This window comes from Leifsonia sp. CL147 (assembly GCF_900114565.1).
In the GTDB taxonomy this organism is placed as follows: domain Bacteria; phylum Actinomycetota; class Actinomycetes; order Actinomycetales; family Microbacteriaceae; genus Leifsonia.
On the sequence record NZ_FOTM01000003.1, the window covers coordinates 222,950 to 239,427 of the forward strand.

The 16,478-nt window shown below is 69.5% G+C and carries 18 protein-coding genes; 10 read left to right on the forward strand and 8 right to left on the reverse strand.

The genetic code is table 11. The annotated features are described in order from the left end of the window. Positions 1–82 precede the first annotated feature (82 nt). From BM287_RS04660 to BM287_RS04670, 3 genes are read left to right on the forward strand one after another with little or no spacing between them, the layout of a single operon-like run. Positions 83–1,126 carry a glycosyltransferase family 2 protein gene (locus BM287_RS04660; RefSeq protein WP_090036439.1) on the forward strand — a complete coding sequence of 348 codons (1,044 nt, stop codon included), beginning with the start codon at positions 83–85 and terminating at the stop codon, positions 1,124–1,126. A gap of 2 nt (positions 1,127–1,128) precedes the next feature. Further along, positions 1,129–1,947: a CDP-alcohol phosphatidyltransferase family protein gene (locus BM287_RS04665; protein WP_090036441.1), complete on the forward strand. Its 819-nt coding sequence runs from the start codon at positions 1,129–1,131 to the stop codon at positions 1,945–1,947. Continuing rightward, positions 1,940–2,824, forward strand: coding sequence for a glycosyltransferase family 2 protein (locus tag BM287_RS04670; RefSeq protein ID WP_090036443.1), 885 nt, complete (start codon positions 1,940–1,942; stop codon positions 2,822–2,824). Before BM287_RS04665 ends, BM287_RS04670 begins: the two co-directional genes overlap by 8 nt. Before the next feature lie 80 nt (positions 2,825–2,904). Here the strand turns inward: BM287_RS04670 and BM287_RS04675 are convergent, their stop codons facing one another. The 6 genes from BM287_RS04675 to BM287_RS04700 all read right to left on the reverse strand — a co-directional run bounded on the left by BM287_RS04675 (position 2,905) and on the right by BM287_RS04700 (position 7,220). Further along, positions 2,905–3,909, reverse strand: a complete 1,005-nt coding sequence (locus BM287_RS04675) for a hypothetical protein (RefSeq protein WP_244527881.1) — start codon at positions 3,907–3,909, stop codon at positions 2,905–2,907. Between the two features lie 27 nt (positions 3,910–3,936). Beyond that, the gene (locus tag BM287_RS04680; protein WP_090036445.1) at positions 3,937–4,248 is read right to left on the reverse strand and encodes a helix-turn-helix domain-containing protein; all 312 of its coding nucleotides are present in this window, start codon (positions 4,246–4,248) and stop codon (positions 3,937–3,939) included. 151 nt (positions 4,249–4,399) lie between these two features. Next, positions 4,400–4,717, reverse strand: coding sequence for a hypothetical protein (locus tag BM287_RS04685; RefSeq protein WP_090107278.1), 318 nt, complete (start codon positions 4,715–4,717; stop codon positions 4,400–4,402). 140 nt (positions 4,718–4,857) lie between these two features. Then, the gene (locus BM287_RS04690; RefSeq protein ID WP_090036447.1) at positions 4,858–5,592 is read right to left on the reverse strand and encodes an ABC transporter ATP-binding protein; all 735 of its coding nucleotides are present in this window, start codon (positions 5,590–5,592) and stop codon (positions 4,858–4,860) included. Beyond that, positions 5,593–6,456, reverse strand: a complete 864-nt coding sequence (locus BM287_RS04695) for an ABC transporter permease (RefSeq protein ID WP_090036448.1) — start codon at positions 6,454–6,456, stop codon at positions 5,593–5,595. 71 nt (positions 6,457–6,527) lie between these two features. After that, a complete protein-coding gene (locus tag BM287_RS04700; RefSeq protein WP_090036450.1) occupies positions 6,528–7,220 on the reverse strand; it encodes a phosphocholine cytidylyltransferase family protein in 693 nt (230 codons plus the stop codon). 375 nt (positions 7,221–7,595) lie between these two features. Here BM287_RS04700 and BM287_RS04705 point away from each other — a divergent pair, with 375 nt between their 5' ends. From BM287_RS04705 to BM287_RS04715, 3 genes are all read left to right on the forward strand, one after another. Next, entirely contained in the window at positions 7,596–8,609 is a 1,014-nt protein-coding gene (locus BM287_RS04705) for an ABC transporter ATP-binding protein (RefSeq protein WP_090036452.1), read from the forward strand. Beyond that, positions 8,585–10,162 carry a hypothetical protein gene (locus tag BM287_RS04710; RefSeq protein WP_244527882.1) on the forward strand — a complete coding sequence of 526 codons (1,578 nt, stop codon included), beginning with the start codon at positions 8,585–8,587 and terminating at the stop codon, positions 10,160–10,162. The genes BM287_RS04705 and BM287_RS04710 overlap by 25 nt, the downstream gene beginning before the upstream one ends. A gap of 385 nt (positions 10,163–10,547) precedes the next feature. After that, on the forward strand, positions 10,548–10,826 hold the full coding sequence (locus tag BM287_RS04715; protein ID WP_090036456.1) for a DUF3039 domain-containing protein: 279 nt from the start codon (positions 10,548–10,550) through the stop codon (positions 10,824–10,826). 53 nt (positions 10,827–10,879) lie between these two features. On the opposite strand, the gene BM287_RS04720 is transcribed toward BM287_RS04715, so the two are convergent. Then, positions 10,880–12,199: a nicotinate phosphoribosyltransferase gene (locus BM287_RS04720; protein WP_090036458.1), complete on the reverse strand. Its 1,320-nt coding sequence runs from the start codon at positions 12,197–12,199 to the stop codon at positions 10,880–10,882. Positions 12,200–12,264: 65 nt separating this feature from the next. On the opposite strand from BM287_RS04720, the gene murI reads away from it, so the two are divergent. The 4 genes from murI to BM287_RS04740 all read left to right on the forward strand — a co-directional run bounded on the left by murI (position 12,265) and on the right by BM287_RS04740 (position 15,430). Further along, positions 12,265–13,083 (forward strand): glutamate racemase, encoded by an 819-nt coding sequence (murI, locus tag BM287_RS04725; RefSeq protein ID WP_090036460.1) that lies wholly within the window; start codon positions 12,265–12,267, stop codon positions 13,081–13,083. A gap of 29 nt (positions 13,084–13,112) precedes the next feature. Continuing rightward, positions 13,113–13,865, forward strand: coding sequence for a ribonuclease PH (rph, locus tag BM287_RS04730; protein ID WP_090036462.1), 753 nt, complete (start codon positions 13,113–13,115; stop codon positions 13,863–13,865). Between the two features lie 2 nt (positions 13,866–13,867). Continuing rightward, positions 13,868–14,455, forward strand: a complete 588-nt coding sequence (gene rdgB / locus BM287_RS04735) for an RdgB/HAM1 family non-canonical purine NTP pyrophosphatase (protein ID WP_090036524.1) — start codon at positions 13,868–13,870, stop codon at positions 14,453–14,455. A gap of 72 nt (positions 14,456–14,527) precedes the next feature. Beyond that, on the forward strand, positions 14,528–15,430 hold the full coding sequence (locus tag BM287_RS04740; protein WP_090036464.1) for a cation diffusion facilitator family transporter: 903 nt from the start codon (positions 14,528–14,530) through the stop codon (positions 15,428–15,430). A 104-nt stretch (positions 15,431–15,534) separates the two neighbouring features. Here the strand turns inward: BM287_RS04740 and BM287_RS04745 are convergent, their stop codons facing one another. Continuing rightward, a complete protein-coding gene (locus BM287_RS04745) occupies positions 15,535–16,284 on the reverse strand; it encodes a DedA family protein (protein ID WP_244527884.1) in 750 nt (249 codons plus the stop codon). Positions 16,285–16,478 lie beyond the last annotated feature (194 nt).

A 16,478-nucleotide genomic window follows, 5' to 3' on the forward strand; every position in this document is an offset into this window, starting at 1 on the left:
CCTTCCCGCGTGCGGCGGCTCCCGGAATGCGTGGATGCCCGGCTGATAGGCTCGACGCCGACCCGCTACACCGAAGGATCAGATGCCGGACGACACCGTGAACACCCTCCCGGGTGTGTCGTACGTGATGCCCGTGCTCAACGAGGTGACCCACGTGCGGGCCGCTGTCGACAGCCTCCTGGCGCAGGACTACGCCGGGCCGCACGAAGTGACGATCGCCCTCGGTCCCAGCATCGACGGCACGACCGAGCTGGTGTCGGAGCTCGCTGCGCTCAATGACCGCATCCGGGTCGTGGACAACATCGTCGGCTCCACCCCGGCGGGCCTCAACCTGGCCATCCGGGAGTCGCAGTACCCGATCGTCATCCGGGTGGATGCGCACAGCGTCCTGCCGCCCGACTACGCACGGATCGCCGTCGAGACGATGCTCGAGACCGGCGCCGACAATGTCGGCGGCCTGATGGATGCGCAGGGCACGACGGACTTCGAGCGCGCCGTTGCACGTGCCTACGGAAGTCGCGTCGGCCTGGGTGGCACGAAGCTCCACGTCGGCGGGGAGGCGGGTCCTGCCGAGACCGTCTACCTCGGCGTGTTCCGTCGCGACCGCCTCCTCGAGGTCGGACTCTTCGACGAGGAGATCAAGCGCGGCCAGGACTGGGAGCTCAACCGCCGGCTGCGCACCGCCGGTGGCACGGTGTGGTTCACCCCCCGGCTCAAGGTGACGTACCGCCCGCGGCCCAACCTCTACCGCTTGGCCCGCCAGTTCTTCTCGACCGGCATCTGGCGCGGCGAGCTCGCGCGGCGCTTCCCGGCCTCCAACGGCCTGCGCTACTTCGCGCCGCCGGTCATGGTGCTCGGCGTGGCGATCGGGACGCTGCTCGGCCTCGCCGGGATCATCCAGGCGCTCCTGGGTGGAGCGCCCTGGCTGCTGTGGGGCTTCGCGACCCCGGCGCTCTACGTGGTGATCGTCCTGGTCTCCGCCGTGCTGTGGGGTCGCCGAGACGGATTCCGTCCGTTCCTGTGGTTTCTCGTAGTCTTGCCGTGCATCCACTTCAGCTGGGGAGTCGGCTTCATCCTCGGCTTCCTCTCGCTCACCCGCAACATCACCGCCCACACCGGAAGGTAGGCATGACCGCACCCGGAGCTGCGTCCCACGGCGCCCATCCCTCCTCGATCGCCGAGCTGAGGGCCGTCGCGCAGCCTCCCGAGGTGCGTGGACGCCGCAACGCCGAGCACTGGACGGCGTCGCTCTACCTGCGCACCCTCTCGCCGTACGTCACCTGGGTCCTGCTGAAGACCTCCATCTCGGCCAACGGCGTCACCGGGCTGATGATCCTGGTCGGATGGGCCACCGCAGCATCCCTGCTCATCCCGGGGATCGCGGGGGCCGCCGTGGCGCTCGTCCTCGGCCAGCTGCAGATGCTCGTCGACTGCTGCGACGGCGAAGTGGCCCGCTGGCGCCGCACCTCCTCGCCGGCCGGGGTGTTCCTGGATGCCGTCGGCCACTACACGACCGAGACGCTCATCGCCATCGTGCTGGGCGTTCGCGCCGCCGGCCTCCCGTTCGAGGCGCCGCAGGACCTGCTCTGGACGAACCTCGGCACCCTGCTCGCGCTCGTCATGGTGCTCAACAAGGCACTCAACGACCTGGTGCGTGTCTCGCGGGCGAGCGCCGGCCTGCCGAAGCTCGCCGACACTCAGGCGGAGTACTCGCCGACGCACGGTCTCGTCGCCACTCTGCGTCGCGCGGCCCGGTTCGTGCCGTTCCACCGCCTCTACCACTCGGTGGAGCTGACCATCCTGATCTTCGTGTTCTCGATCGTCGGCCTGTTCATCGGCTCGACGCTGGCCGACCGCATCCTGCTCTCGGCGCTCGTCCCGCTGGCGATCCTGTCGCTCGTGGGGCACTTCGTGGCCATCATGGCATCGCGGCGGGTCCGTGGCTGACCTGCCGGCCGTCGCCGTCGTGGTGCTCACCCAGGGCACGCGGCCGGCAGAGCTCCGGCAGGGGCTGGAGTCCGTGCTCGCGCAGGAGGGCGTGGACATCGACGTGGTCGTGGTCGGCAACGGCTGGGATCCCTCCACCGCCGAACCCGCCCTGCCCCACGGCGTCCGAACGCTGGCGCTGCCCGAGAACCTCGGCATCCCGGCCGGACGGAACGCCGGAGTCCCGCTCGCGTCGGGGGAGTGGCTGTTCTTCCTCGATGACGATGCGCGCATCCCGTCGCGCAGCTTCCTGGCCGACGCCGTCGCGCTGCTGCAGGGCGACGCGAGCATCGGGATGGTGCAGCCGCAGCTGCGCGTGCCCGATGGCGGCGCCGCGCCGCGCCGCTGGATCCCGCGCATCCGGAAGGGCGATCCCAGCCGCTCGAGCAACGTGTTCGCCGTGCTGGAGGCCGTGGTCGTGCTCCCGCGCGCCGTGTTCGAGCGCGCGGGAGGCTGGGCCGACCCGTTCTTCTACGCACACGAGGGCATCGACCTGGCCTGGAAGGTCTGGGATCAGGGCAAGCGGGTCTGGTACGCCGGAGACCTGGTCGCCGAGCACCCGGCCGTCTCGCCGACCCGCCACTCGTACTATTACCGGCTCAACGCCCGGAACCGCGTCTGGCTGGCGCGCCGCAACCTCCCGGCGGTGCTGGTGCCGCTCTACGTGGGATCGTGGACGGGCATCCAGCTGCTCCGCTGGTTCCGCAAGCCGGCCGTGCTGCGCGCCTGGTTCGCGGGCTGGGCGGAAGGATGGCGCTCCGATCCGGGCGACCGCCGTCCGCTGCGCTGGCGCACGGTCTGGCGCATGACCGCTGCCGGGCGTCCGCCGATCGTCTGAGCCCCCGCGCCCTGCGCCGTGCGCCCCCTGCGCGCCCTGTCCGTTCCCGCCTGGCACGAACTGCTGGTCCCGACACGCCGTTACGGCTGTGGGTCGTGCGGCATGTCGGGACCAGTGGATGCGGTCCCTGCGGTCCCTGCGGTCAGCTCGCGCGAGGGCCGGGCATCGCTCGCATCGCCCGGCCCGCTCCGCCGAGGCAGGGCGCCGCGCACCGCCTTGCCCGCGCGGACCATGCGCGTACCCGTCGCGGATCCGAAGCGCGCAACTTGGCTCCCTGTCGCCGATCCGATCCGCGCGACCTGGCTCCCCGTCGCCGATCCCAGCCGGCGCACGGCACCGGGGCCCTCCACGGGCGTCAGGACTTCCGGGATCACGACGGGAGGAGGCCCGAACGCCAGGCGCGCGTTCTGCACGACGCGCCGGCCGACGATGTGGTTTCCGGTCCCGCCGACGACCGCTCCGATGCCGAACGGAATCGCACGGGCCAGGATGCCGGCACTGCCGCGAACAGCGAAGTGGCGGATGAACACCCGCTTCAGCCGGTCTACCAGGGGACCGACGACCATCGACGGCAGGCTCGAGGTGACCAGCTCGCCCCAATACGCGGTGCGGGTCACGCCGCCCCCGGCGAACTGGCCGGCGAGCTGACGGACGAGATCGGAGCCTTCGCGGCCGAGCATCATGGTGAGGACGAGTGCCCGCCCGCGCTCCGGATCCTCGACGGCGATGCCGTGGAGTTCGCTCATCGACTGGGCGAAGAGGGCCGTCGCCTCGAGGAAGCCGGCCGTCTCCAGCCCGGACAGGGCCAGCGTCACGCCGGTCCCGATCGCCGGGATGACCGCCGTCGCCCCGACCGCGGCGCCTCCACTGGTCACTGCGGCGAGGTACCGACGCTCCAGGATCCGCCCGAGCTCCTCGGCGGACGCATCGGGATGCCGTCGCCGGATGCTGCGCAGGTGGGCGATCACAGCGGGCCGCTGGATGCCGAGGAAGCGATCGAGGGTCGCATTCAGTGCGGGGGGAGTGTCGCCGCCCGGCTGCGGACCTCCCGTGACGGAGACGAACGGTTGCTGCTTCTTGGCCATCTCCTCAGAGTGTAGGCCGATCCGCCGCTACCGCGAGCGGCGCGCGCGACGTCGGCGTTCCTCCAGGTATTCCCCTGCGCGGAGTACGAGGTTGCCTGGCGGGAGGTGTTCGCCGCCGATGTCCGCCGTGAGGGTGGCGATGTCGGTCTCGAGGACGACGGCGATCCGGAGGATGGTCAAGAGGCTCGGATTCGCGTCTCCGCGTTCGATCTTTCCGTAGTTGGTGACGTGCATGGAGGCGAGGCTCGCGATCGCCTCCTGGCTGAGGCCGAGTTGGATGCGCGCGAGGCGGATGCGCTCGCCGAGCAGCTCGGCGGCGGGTGCGACGGGGTTCTTCATGGTCCTTCCAGTGAAGAACGTGCGTACCGTCCGGCTCAAGAGCACGTGCACCCCGATCGCCGGACCTCACGCCTTTCTCCCTGAAAATGCTTTCTTTCCACGCACTCGCTCGGCCTGCCCTCGGGCCGCCGAGGCGACCCGAGGGCAGAGGTCATAGGCTGACCTGCCAGAGATACTCGCGACCGTCGGGCGGGAACCAGCGCACGACGAGGACGGTGTCGCGTGCGGGATCGGCGCCCGTCACGCTCGCCCGGACACTCTCACCCGGGGGCACGGAGGTCGGGCCGCTCACCTGCAGCCGCGAGCTGCCGGCGACGCTCACGGTCACCCCGCGGAGCGTCTCGCGCCCGGTGTTGATCAGACGGAGATGCGGTGCTGTCGAGCGGTCGACGCGCCAGGGAACGGGATAGGCGAGGCGCCGGGGACGAGGGGCCGGAGAGGGACTGCGAAGAAACCGGAGACGATTCATGCGATTGACGCTAACCAGCCCCTCCGACGCCCGATGGCCCTTAACCGGGCACGAACACCACTTCCGGGGATAACTCGCCGAATTTTTTTCTGTGGACGGTTCCGCACGACAGCGGAATTCCAGTATGACCAGGGGATCCGTCAGCTGCTGTAGTCAGCGTTGTACAGCTCGAGCACGTCGTCGATCGGGCCGTCCAGCACGAGAGCGCCCTTGTCGAGGTACAGTCCCCGTTCGCAGAAGCGGCGGAGATCCTTCTCGTTGTGCGAGACGAAGAACAGCGTCCGGCCGCCGGCGAGGAGTTCCTCGATCCGCCGGTAGCACTTCTCGCGGAAGCCGCGGTCGCCGACCGCGAGCACCTCGTCCACGAGGAGCACCGGCTCCTCGAGCTGGGCGATCACGGAGAACGCGATACGCACCTTCATGCCGCTGGAGAGGTGCTTGTAGGGGGTGTCGACGAAGTCGCCGATCTCGGCGAAGTCGATGATCTCCTCGAACCGGTCGTCGATCTGCGACCGCGACATCCCGTGCAGGCCCGCCGTCAGGTAGACGTTGTCGCGCACCGTCAGATCGTCGACGAAGCCGCCGGTGATCTCGATCAGCGGCGCGACCCCGTCGGTCACGGTCACCGATCCCTCGTCCGGCAGCAGGACGCCGGCGACCAGCTTCAGCAACGTCGACTTGCCCTGGCCGTTGCGTCCGACGACGCCGATCGACTCGCCGGGACGGACGTGGAAGCTCACATCCCGCAGCGCCCAGAAGTCGTCAGGACGGGTGCGGCGCTCCCGGGTGGAGAAGAGGTCCTTGAACGAACGGCGTGCTCCGCGATTGCGGCGGAAGCGGACGCCGAGACCGTCGACGGCGATGACGGGGGCCACTCAGATCTCCTTCAGCACGTCGCGCTCGAAGCGCTTGAAGACAGCCCACCCGATCCCGAGCAGCAGGACGGACATGGCGGCGCTCACACCCACCAGGAACCAGTCCAGCTCCTCTCCGAAGAACGCGGACCGGTACAGGCTGAAGATGCCGGTCAGCGGGTTGAACGCCGACCAGAAGTGCAGCGAGAACAGCACGTCGTTCGAGGCTCCGGGATGGGTGGTCAAGTATGCGGCGCAGTGCCGCGCCGCCACCCCGTCCCCGCAGCCCCCCGGCAGGTCCCGGGCGCTGTAGATGATCGGGGACGCGTAGAACAGGAACCGCAGCGCCAGCTTGACCGCGCGTTCGAGGTCGCGGAAGAACACCACCAGCGGTCCGACGATCAGGCCGACGCCGACGGTCAGCACGGTCTGGATGAGGATCGCGAGAGGGAAGAGCAGCACATCCACATTGAGCCGCGCGCCGCTCAGGATGGCGAAGAAGGCGAGCACCGGCAGCGAGAGCAGGAACTCGATCCCCTTGGAGGCGACGATCCGGTTGACCCAGATCGTGCGGGGGATCATCGTCGAGCGGATCAGCTTCGCCTCGCGGATATAGGCACGGGTGCTGTCCGACACCGCGCCGTTGAACCACATCCACGGCAGCAGAGCGGCGAGGAGGAACACGATGTACGGGTTCTCACCGACGTTGCGCTTGAAGATGACCGTGAACACGAACCAGTAGATCCCGCTCATCACGAGCGGGTCGAGAATCGACCAGACGTAGCCGAGGGCGCTCGTGGAGTAGCGGACGCGCAGATCGCGCTTGGTCAGCAACCAGAGAGAGTGCCGGTAGCGCGTGAAGGGCGAGCGCTGGGCAGGGCGCACCTCAGTGGGGATACTGGTCACGGGAACCCATCGTATTGATCGAAGCTGCGTGAGGACTCACGCGACCTCGACTATACGAAAAGATTCGCGCGCTCGAGATCCTCCTGGAAGTCGACCTCGACCGCGTACAGGTCGGAGATGTCGACCGGCTCGACGAGCATGCGGTCCTGTTCGATCGCGAGCTCGACGCCGCGCTCGAAGTAGTCCTGGTCTCCGACTCGCTGCAGCTGGCGCAGCAGGGTCGCCTTGTCGGCAGCGGAGACGTAGTTGATTCCGACAGCCTCGCCGAGGCCGTTCTTCACGGTCTTCGACAGCTCGTGGATGTAGCCCTCGGGACCGGTCGTGTACTTGACCTCTTCATCGGCGACCGACGACGTGTTGACGGTGACGAAGCTCTGGTCGCGGGCGACGATGGCGGCCGCGCGGACGAGGACGGCCGGGTCGAAGACGACGTCGCCGTTCATCCAGAGCACCCCGCCGGGGGCGGAAGCCTGCAGGGCGCGCATGAGGCTCTTGGAGGTGTTCGTCTGGTCGTACTGCTCGTTGTAGACGAACTGGGCGTCGGGGAACGCCTCGATGATGTGCTCCAGCTTGTAGCCGACGACGATCGTGACCTGGGCGTCCTTGCCGAAAGCCGCGTGGATGTTGTCGAACTGCTGCTGCATGATCGTGCGGCCGTCGCTCAGCTCGGTCAGCGGCTTCGGGAGGCTCCGTCCGAGCCGGCTTCCCATGCCGGCCGCGAGAATCACTACCTGGGTCGTCACAATCATCTCCTTGGTCAGACGCGAACCAGATCAGTGGCTCCCTGTCGGTCGCCGCCGGCCTGATCCCAGGAGGTTCACCCAGGATTCATCCGCGCTTACGCGTGCAGACACGCCTTCATGCCTCAGCCAGAGTACCGGTGCCCCCTGCCTGGGGGCAGGGGTTGACGTCGGTCGTTGTTGGGTCGTTATGTTCCTCACAGGACATTCCGAGGCGTAACGCACCGCACCACACCGGACCGGGGGGTTCGCACGCAGGCGTGTGTTGGTACGTTAGCGGGTGTGAGTTTCGACCACGCACGTCCGCCCAGCACCGAGTCCGCCGAGCGGACCCAGGAAGCGGAGCGAGCCGTGGAGGACTCACAGAGGGGGGAGAACATGGCGGAATCCGCCGACACGCCGGCCGCGGAGAGCACGGCCGATCGCGGCGCCGCTCCGCGGAGCACCGCTCAGCGCGCGCCCGCCAAGACGGCCGCCGCCGCGGCCGGGACGAGCACCCGCGCGCCGCGCACGCGGACCACCGCCGCGAAGCCTCGGACGACTGCGCGCACCAAGGCGCCGAGCCCTCAGGCACAGCCGCAACAGGCACCGGCGGTCGCCGTGGAGGCGCCCGCGAAGCCGCTCGCCGCCCGCCCGACGGTGCTCGCCATCCACGGAGTGCACAAGCGGTACGGCGACATAGTGGCGGTCGACGGCGTGACGCTCGACATCGCCGAAGGCTCGTTCTACGGCATCGTCGGGCCGAACGGCGCCGGCAAGACCACGACCCTGTCCATCGTCACCGGCCTGCTCCGGCCCGACGCCGGCCGCGTCGTCGTCCACGGAGTCGACGTGTGGACGGAGCCGGTGCGCGCCAAGCACATCGTCGGTGTGCTGCCGGACAAGCTCCGGCTGTTCGACCGGCTCACGGGCGCGCAGTTCCTGCGCTACGCGGGGACGCTGCGCGGCCTCAGTGCGAAGACGGTGCGCGCCCGCACGACCGACCTCGCCGCGGCGTTCGGCATCGAAGACGCTCTGGACCGCCTGGTCGCCGACTACTCCGCCGGTATGACGAAGAAGATCGCGCTCGCGGCAGCGATGATCCACTCGCCGCGCGTTCTCGTGCTCGACGAGCCGTTCGAGTCCGTCGACCCGGTCTCGGCCGCGAACATCATCGACATCCTGCAGCGCTACACCGCTGCCGGCGGGACGGTCGTCGTCTCCAGCCACGGAATGGACATGATCCAGCGCGTCTGCGACAGCGTCGCCATCATCGTGCGCGGACAGGTGCTCGCCTCCGGAACCATCGACGAGGTCCGGGGCGAACAGACGCTCGAAGAGCGCTTCGTCGATCTCGCCGGCGGTCGCAAGGCAGCGGAAGGCATGGAGTGGTTGCACAGTTTCTCGGACTGAAGCTGCGGATCATGGGCAACGCCTTCCGGCGCGGCCCCTGGCAGGTCTTCGGCCTGGTGCTCGGGCTGCTCTACGGAGGAACCGTCACCGTCCTCGTGGTCGGCTCGCTCGTCGCCGCCCGCGTCGTCTCCGACCTCGCCGGCACCCACACGGTGCTCGTCGTCATCGGCTCGGTGGTCGTTGCGGCGTTCGCGCTGCTTCCCCTGCTCTTCGGAGTCGACGACACGCTGGACCCCCGCGAGTTCGCCCTGTTCGGCATCCCGAACCGGAGCCTCGCCACCGGACTGCTGCTAGCCGGGCTCATCGGCGTGCCGTCGCTCGTGCTCATCGTCTGCAGCGCCGCGACGGTGATCACGTGGTCACAGAATCCCGGCACGGTTCTCCTCGCCGTCGTCTCCGCCGCGGTGGCCGTGCTCACCTGCGTCCTCGCTTCGCGCGTCGCGACGGCCATCGCCCACGCGTTCCTGGCGACGCGCCGCCCGCGCGAGGCCGGCAGCGTGATCGGCATCCTCGTGCTCGTCGTCATCGCGCCGGTGATCATTCTGCTGGGGACCGTGGACTGGGGCCGCGACGGCCTGGGAACGCTCGATGCGTTCGCCGGGTGGCTTCAGTGGACGCCGCTCGGCGCTGCCTGGTCCGCACCCGGCGCCGCCGCCCAGGGGGAATGGGGAACGGCGCTGCTTCAGCTGCTCATCGCACTGGCGGCCCTCGGCGTCCTCTGGCTCGTCTGGATCGGACTGGTCGGCCACATCGTCGCGTCGCCGGAGCGGGAAGCCCGCTCCAAGGCGTACCACGGCCTCGGCTGGTTCGACCGTCTGCCGGGTGGACCAACGGCGGCCGTCGCCGCACGGTCGATGACGTACTGGGGGAGGGACGGCCGGTACTGGGTCTCTCTGGTACCCGTCCCCGTGATCCCGGTCTTCGTCGTCGTCGCCCTGACGCTCGCCGGCCTGCCAGCGCACTACATCGCGCTCGTGCCGTTGCCGTTGGTGTGCCTGTTCCTCGGCTGGAGCATCCACAACGATGTCGCCTACGACAACACCGCCATCTGGCTGCATCTCGTGTCCGGCGCTCGCGGCATCGCGGACCGGGCCGGGCGGATGTTCCCGCCGGTCCTGGTCGGAATCCCGGTGTTGGTGATCGGCTCGATCGCGACGACCATCGCGTACGGCGACTGGGCGGTCCTGCCGTCCGTGGCGGCCCTCAGCGGAGCCATCCTGGTGATCGGTCTCGGGCTCTCGAGCATCTCGTCCGCGCTCTTCCCGTACCCGGCGACCAAACCGGGCGACAGCGCCTTCACGCAGCCGCAGACCTCCGGTGCCTCCGCGGCGCTGGCGCAGTCTCTGAGCTTCTTCGCCATCCTGATCCTCGCCGCGCCGGTGCTGGTCCTCCTCGTGCTCGGGATCACCGTCGACGAGTTCTGGCTCGCCATCGCTCCGGTCGCCGCGGTGATCATCGGCTTCGGGACGCTGTTCGTCGGACTGTGGCTGGGCGGTCGCCTCTTCGACCGCCGCGGGCCGGAGCTGATGGCGTTCGCCAACCGCAACGACTGAGCGGGGAGCCGCCGCCCTCCGCCCTCCGCCCCCGCCCCCGCCCCCCGCCCCGCCGCGAGATTCGTCACGAATGTGCACTCCGAGCTCGCTGAGCGCGACATTCGTCACGAATGTGCACTCCGCCCTCGCTGAGCGCGACATTCGTCACGAATGTGCACTCCGCGCTCGCTGAACGCGACATTCGTCACGAATGCTCGCTCCCAGCTCGCTGAACGCGACATTCGTCACGAATGTGCGCTCCGAGCTCGCTGAGCGCGAGATTCGTCACGAATGTGCACTCCGCCCTCGCTGAACGCGACATTCGTCACGAATGTGCACTCCGAACTCGCTGAGCGCGACATTCGTCACAAATGTGCGCTCCCAGCCACGTGTCTACACTGGAGGCATGAACGACGCGAGCATCTCCGAGCCGGGCGGCGAACCCTCCGGCGGCGGTGCGATCACGCTCGAACGCGAGCTCCAGGAGCTCCTCCAGAACGAGGAGCCCGGCGATCACGAGCGGTTCTCGCACTATGTGAAGAAGGAGCAGATCCTCGAGTCCGCGGTCACCGGCAAGCCGGTGAAGGCGCTGTGCGGCAAGATGTGGACGCCGAACCGCGACCCCCAGCGGTTCCCGGTCTGCCCCACTTGCCGCGAGATCTACGAGGGACTGCAGGGAGACTGAGGGCTTCCGCGCCCGCGCCGGGCGCCGGTCAGCGCCCGGACGGGTGACCGCGATCACTCGAAGATCGTGGGCAGTACCGGATCGCCCCGGCCGAGCCGGAACGCCTCATCGGGCAGTTCGCCCATCGCGAGCTCCCGGTGTTCACGCGCCCGGCGCGTCCCGTCGGCGCCGAGGTGCTCACGGTGCACCTCCCCGTCGGTGATGAGGGGGACCAGGAGGTCGCGGCCCGTGTCATCCGGCGTCTCGCCCCTCTCGACGATGTGGACCACCTCGGCGACCGCCGTCCCCGACCCGTCCAGACGACGCACCGGATGCTTCCGCCCCCCGACGCCGGCCTTGCCGTCCGACTTCTTCGCGACCGAGATCCACTCGCCTTCGGTCCCGTTGGGGCGATGCGCCACGAGCTTGTAGACCATCCCCGATGCGGGGTAGCCGGAGCCGGTGACGACCGAGGTCCCCACCCCGTACGAGTCGACGGGCGAGGCGGCGAGTGCCGCGATGGTGAACTCGTCCAGATCGTTGGTGACGGTGATGCGCGTCTTCGTGGCGCCGAGGGAGTCGAGCTGGTCGCGCACCTGCTTCACGAGCTTCGGGAGGTCGCCCGAGTCCAGGCGCACCGCCCCCAGCTCGGGACCCGCCACGCGGACGGCCGTCTCGATCGCCTTCTCGACGTCGAAGGTGTCGACCAGCAGCGTCGTGCCGGGGCCGAACGCATCCACTTGGGCCCGGAACGCGGCCTCTTCGCTGTCGTGCAGCAGTGTGAACGCGTGCGCCGCGGTGCCCATCGTCGGAACGCCCCAGGTGCGGCCCGCCTCCAGATTGGAGGTGGCGGAGAACCCGGCGATGAAGGCCGCGCGCGCTGCGGCGACCGCGGAGCGCTCGTTCGCGCGACGGGAGCCCATCTCGGCCAGAGGACGCCCGCCCGCCGCCGACACCATGCGCGCGGCTGCGGAGGCGACTGCGGAGTCGTAGTTGAACACGCTCAGCAGCAGGGTCTCCAGGAGCACCCCCTCGGCGAAGGGAGCATCGACGACGAGGAACGGCGACCCGGGGAAGAACAGCTCCCCTTCGCGATATCCGCGGATGGTCCCCGAGAAGCGGTAGTCGGCGAGCCAGTCGATGGTCTCGTCCCGCACGACGTGGTTCTCGCGCAGGAACCGCAGCTCCGCCTCCTCGAACCGGAACTGCTCGATGAGCTCCAGGAGCCGGCCCGTGCCCGCGAGCACCCCATAGCGCCGGCCGGCCGGGAGGTGCCGGGTGAAGGCCTCGAACACGCACTCGCGGTCGTGTGTGCCGGCAAGGAGCGCTGCGTCGAGCATCGTCAGCTCGTAGCGGTCGGTCAGGAACGCGGAGGAGGCGGCTCTCTCGATCACGCGGCCCAGCCTACCCACCGGCGGATCGCGCCGGCCCCGGGCAGCGGCGGGTAGGCTGGTCTGCTGTGACGGATGCGCCGATTGGGATCTTCGACTCGGGTGTCGGCGGGCTCACCGTCGCCCGCGCGATCCGCGACCAGTTGCCCAACGAGTCGCTGCTCTACGTCGGCGACACCGCCCACTCGCCCTACGGGCCGAAGTCGATCGCCGACGTCCGGCGCTACTCGCTCGAGGTGCTCGACTTCCTGGTCGAGCAGGGCGTCAAACTGCTGGTGATCGCCTGCAACACCGCCTCCTCCGCCATGCTGAGGGATGCGCGCGAACGGTACGAGGTGCCCGTCATCGAGGTCATCCAGCCGGCCGTGCGCCGCGCTGTGGCCGCCACCCGCACCGGCCGCGTCGGCGTGATCGGGACCGCGGGCACCATCGCATCCTGTGCCTACGAGGACGCCTTCGCCGCGGCTCCCACGCTGCAGCTCTTCACCCAGGCGTGCCCGCGCTTCGTCGAGTTCGTCGAGTCCGGGGTCACTAGCGGCGAGGAGGTGCTGCGTGTCACCGCCGAGTACCTCCGGCCGCTGCGCGACGCGGACATCGACACGCTGGTCCTCGGCTGCACGCACTACCCGTTCCTGAAGGGCGCGATCTCGTACGTGATGGGCGAGGGCGTCTCCCTGGTCTCCAGCGACACCGAGACCGCGAAGGACGTCTACCGCACGCTCGTCGGCCAGGGGCTGGAGCGGCGCTCGCCGCTGCCTCCCGCCATCCGCTACGAGGCCACCGGCTCGGACGCCGGCCACTTCCTCCGCCTTGCGCACCGCTTCATCGGCCCGGAGGTCTCCCGCGTCGACCTGGTGCACACCGGCGTCATCGACCTTCCCCTCTGAACCGTCCCCACCCCTACCCAGGAGATCCCGTGACCGACATCACCCGCGCCGACGGGCGCACCCCGGACCAGCTGCGGCCGGTCACCATCGAGCGGGGCTGGAGCCGCCAGGCCGAAGGGTCGGCGCTGATCTCCTTCGGCAACACCCGCGTGCTGTGCACGGCCTCCTTCACCAACGGCGTCCCGCGCTGGATGGCCGGAAAGGGCCGTGGCTGGGTCACGGCCGAGTACGCCATGCTGCCGCGCTCCACCAACGAGCGGATGGACCGGGAGTCCGTGAAGGGACGCGTCGGCGGCCGCACGCACGAGATCAGCCGCCTGGTCGGCCGGAGCCTGCGTGCCATCGTCGACATGAAGGCGCTCGGCGAGAACACGATCGTGCTCGACTGCGACGTGCTGCAGGCCGACGGAGGGACGCGCACGGCCGCGATCACCGGCGCCTACGTCGCCCTGGCCGAGGCGCTCGAGTGGGGCCGGGAGCACCGCTTCATCGGGCAGAAGGCCACGCCGCTGATCGACTCGGTCTCTGCCGTCTCGGTCGGCATCATCGACGGGACGCCGATGCTCGACCTCGCCTACGTCGAGGATGTGCGTGCCGAGACCGACATGAACGTGGTCGTGACGGGTCGCGGCCTGTTCGTCGAGGTCCAGGGCACCGCCGAGGGCGCGCCGTTCGACCGGCGGGAGCTCGACTCCCTGCTGGATCTGGCGCTCGCCGGCACGACGGACCTCGCGCGCATCCAATCGGCGACGCTGACGCCGGTGGCCGCCGCGGAGGCGTGACCGTGGTCCGCGTCGTCCTCGCCACCCACAACCCGCACAAGGCCCGGGAGTTCCAGGAGATCCTGGGACACGAGATCCCCGGACTCGAGATCGTCGCGTACGACGGTCCGGAGCCCGTGGAGGACGGGATCAGCTTCGAGGAGAACGCCCTCCTCAAGGCGCGTGCCGCGGCCGAGCGCACCGGCCTCCCGGCTCTCGCCGACGACTCCGGGATCTGCGTGGATGTGATGGGCGGCGCACCAGGGATCTTCTCCGCCCGCTGGGCGGGCTCGCACGGCGACGCCGCCGCGAACCTCCGACTGCTCCTCGACCAGCTCGCAGACATCCCGGACGCGGAGCGCGGGGCGCACTTCACCGCCACGCTGGCGATGATCGTCCCGGGAGGCGAGCCGACCGTCGTGCAGGGAATCTGGCCGGGCGCCATCGCGCGCGAGCCGCGCGGTGAGAACGGGCACGGCTACGACCCGATCTTCCTGCCGGTGGGCCACGATGTCACGGCGGCGGAGCTGTCGCCCGAGGCGAAGAACGCCGAGAGCCACCGAGCGCGGGCCCTCGCCGCGATCGTTCCCGCCCTGCGGGAACTCAGCTGAGAACGGCACTCATTCCCAACTGGCAGGCACCCCTGGCGGGGGCGCCGACTTCTCTCTACCGTTGAAGCTGAGATGAGTCACGACCACGGCCGCACGGCCAACCGCAATCGCCTGCTGATCGCTATCGGCATCGTGGCGGTGGTCCTCGTCGTCGAGGTCCTCGGCGCGTGGCTGAGCGGCTCCCTCTCGCTCCTCGCGGACGCCGGCCACATGCTCAGCGACCTGGCCGGGCTGCTGATCGCCCTGGTCGCGACGATCGTCGCCGCCCGCCCGGCGACGGACAGGCAGACGTTCGGCTACCGGCGCATGGAGGTCTTCGGCGCGCTCCTCAACGGCCTGATCCTCGTCGTCGTCGCTGTCGTCGTGACGATCGGCGCGATCGGCCGGCTGGTCGGAGGCGAGACCGAGGTGCACAGCATCCCCATGCTGATCGTCGCCTCGATCGGCCTGGTGGCGAACCTGGGCGCGTTGCTGCTGCTGCGCCCGGCGGCGGAGCATTCGATCAACATGCGCGGAGCATACCTGGAGGTGTTCGGCGATCTCGTCGGTTCGGCCACGGTGATCGTCGCCGCCGTCGTGATCCTGCTCACCGGGTTCGCCCCGGCGGACGCGATCGCCTCGCTGCTGATCGCGGCGCTGATCGTGCCGCGGGCCTTCGTGCTGCTCCGGGATGTCGTGCGCGTGCTGAGCGAGGCGGCTCCCGCGGACACGGATGTGGCCGAAATCCGGGATCACATCCTCGGCACGCGCGGCGTCGTGGCCGTGCACGACGTACACGTCTGGGCCATCACCTCCGGAGCGCCCGTGTTCAGCGCGCACGTGGTGTGCGAGCCCGCGGTCTTCCGCGAGGGACGGACCGGCACCCTCCTGGACGAGCTCTCCGGATGTCTGGCGAAGCACTTCGACGTGGAGCACTCCACGTTCCAGCTCGAGCCGGCGGAGCACGCCGCCCACGAGGACGAGTTCCACCGCTGACGCGTCGCCGCGGCGGAGCCGGGTGAGCCGGCGGAGCCCGGCGGGAGCCGGAGCGGCGGCCAGCGGGAGCCGCAGCGGGAGCCGGCGGGAGCCGGAGCGGCGGCTCAGGCCTCCGGGCGGGAGGGCGCCGGCTCGTCCGTGACGGGCGCTGCCGCCTCGTCCTGGGTCGAAGCGGCCTCGGCTGCGGCGGCCTCGGCTGCGGCGTTCCGCTTCGCCTTCCGCGTGGACTGGATGTAGTGGTACAGCGTCGGGACGAGCGTCACCACGACCGCGCCGATCAGGATGACGTCGATGTAGCTCGAGACGAAGGTGGCGACCGGTGGGATGTAGCCGATGAGGAAGCCGAAGTACGTCATCCCGGCACCCCACAGCAGCGCGCCGAGAGCGTTGTAGAGCGAGTACTTCCGGTAGTTCATGTGGCCGACGCCCGCTGCGACCGGCGCGAACGTGCGCACGATGGGGACGAACCGGGCGATGATGACCGCGAGGGCGCCGAAGCGCTCGAAGAAGTGATTGGTGCGGCGCACATTCTCCATCGAGAACAGACCGGTCTCTTTACGTTCGAAGACCCTCGGGCCGGCCTTGTGGCCGATGAGGTAACCCACTTCTCCGCCGAGGAAGGCGGCGAAGGCGATCGCGAGGGCCACCCACCAGATGTCGACGCCGAACACCGTGGACGTGTGCGTGAGCAGCCCGGAGATGATCAGCAGAGTGTCGCCGGGGAACAGGAAGCCGATCAGCAGCCCGGTCTCGGCGAACACGATGCCGCAGACCACCAGCAGCGCCCACGGACCCGCCGAATGGATGATCGTGTTCGGGTCGAGCCACGGGATGAGGCCGGCGTGATGGATCACAGTTCTCCAGGAAGGATCGGTGGGAAAGCTGTGCCCGAGTTTAGCGTCGGCAGGATGAGCGAACCTGCACGAAGCGTGCGAATCGCCCCTGCGAGCAAAAGATCATCCCGCAGGCCTACGCCGCCGATCCCCCCAATCGACATTCGTCACGAATGTGCACTTACCCGCGGCGAAACGCGACATTCGTCACGAAT

Coding starts and splice junctions, on each gene's coding strand:
- BM287_RS04740 (WP_090036464.1), top strand. CDS start 14,528: ATGAGTCACGACCACGGCCGCACGGCCAACCGCAATCGCCTGCTGATC.
- BM287_RS04680 (WP_090036445.1), bottom strand. CDS start 4,248: ATGAAGAACCCCGTCGCACCCGCCGCCGAGCTGCTCGGCGAGCGCATC.
- BM287_RS04675 (WP_244527881.1), bottom strand. CDS start 3,909: ATGGCCAAGAAGCAGCAACCGTTCGTCTCCGTCACGGGAGGTCCGCAG.
- BM287_RS04715 (WP_090036456.1), top strand. CDS start 10,548: ATGAACGACGCGAGCATCTCCGAGCCGGGCGGCGAACCCTCCGGCGGC.
- BM287_RS04705 (WP_090036452.1), top strand. CDS start 7,596: ATGGCGGAATCCGCCGACACGCCGGCCGCGGAGAGCACGGCCGATCGC.
- BM287_RS04660 (WP_090036439.1), top strand. CDS start 83: ATGCCGGACGACACCGTGAACACCCTCCCGGGTGTGTCGTACGTGATG.
- BM287_RS04665 (WP_090036441.1), top strand. CDS start 1,129: ATGACCGCACCCGGAGCTGCGTCCCACGGCGCCCATCCCTCCTCGATC.
- BM287_RS04685 (WP_090107278.1), bottom strand. CDS start 4,717: ATGAATCGTCTCCGGTTTCTTCGCAGTCCCTCTCCGGCCCCTCGTCCC.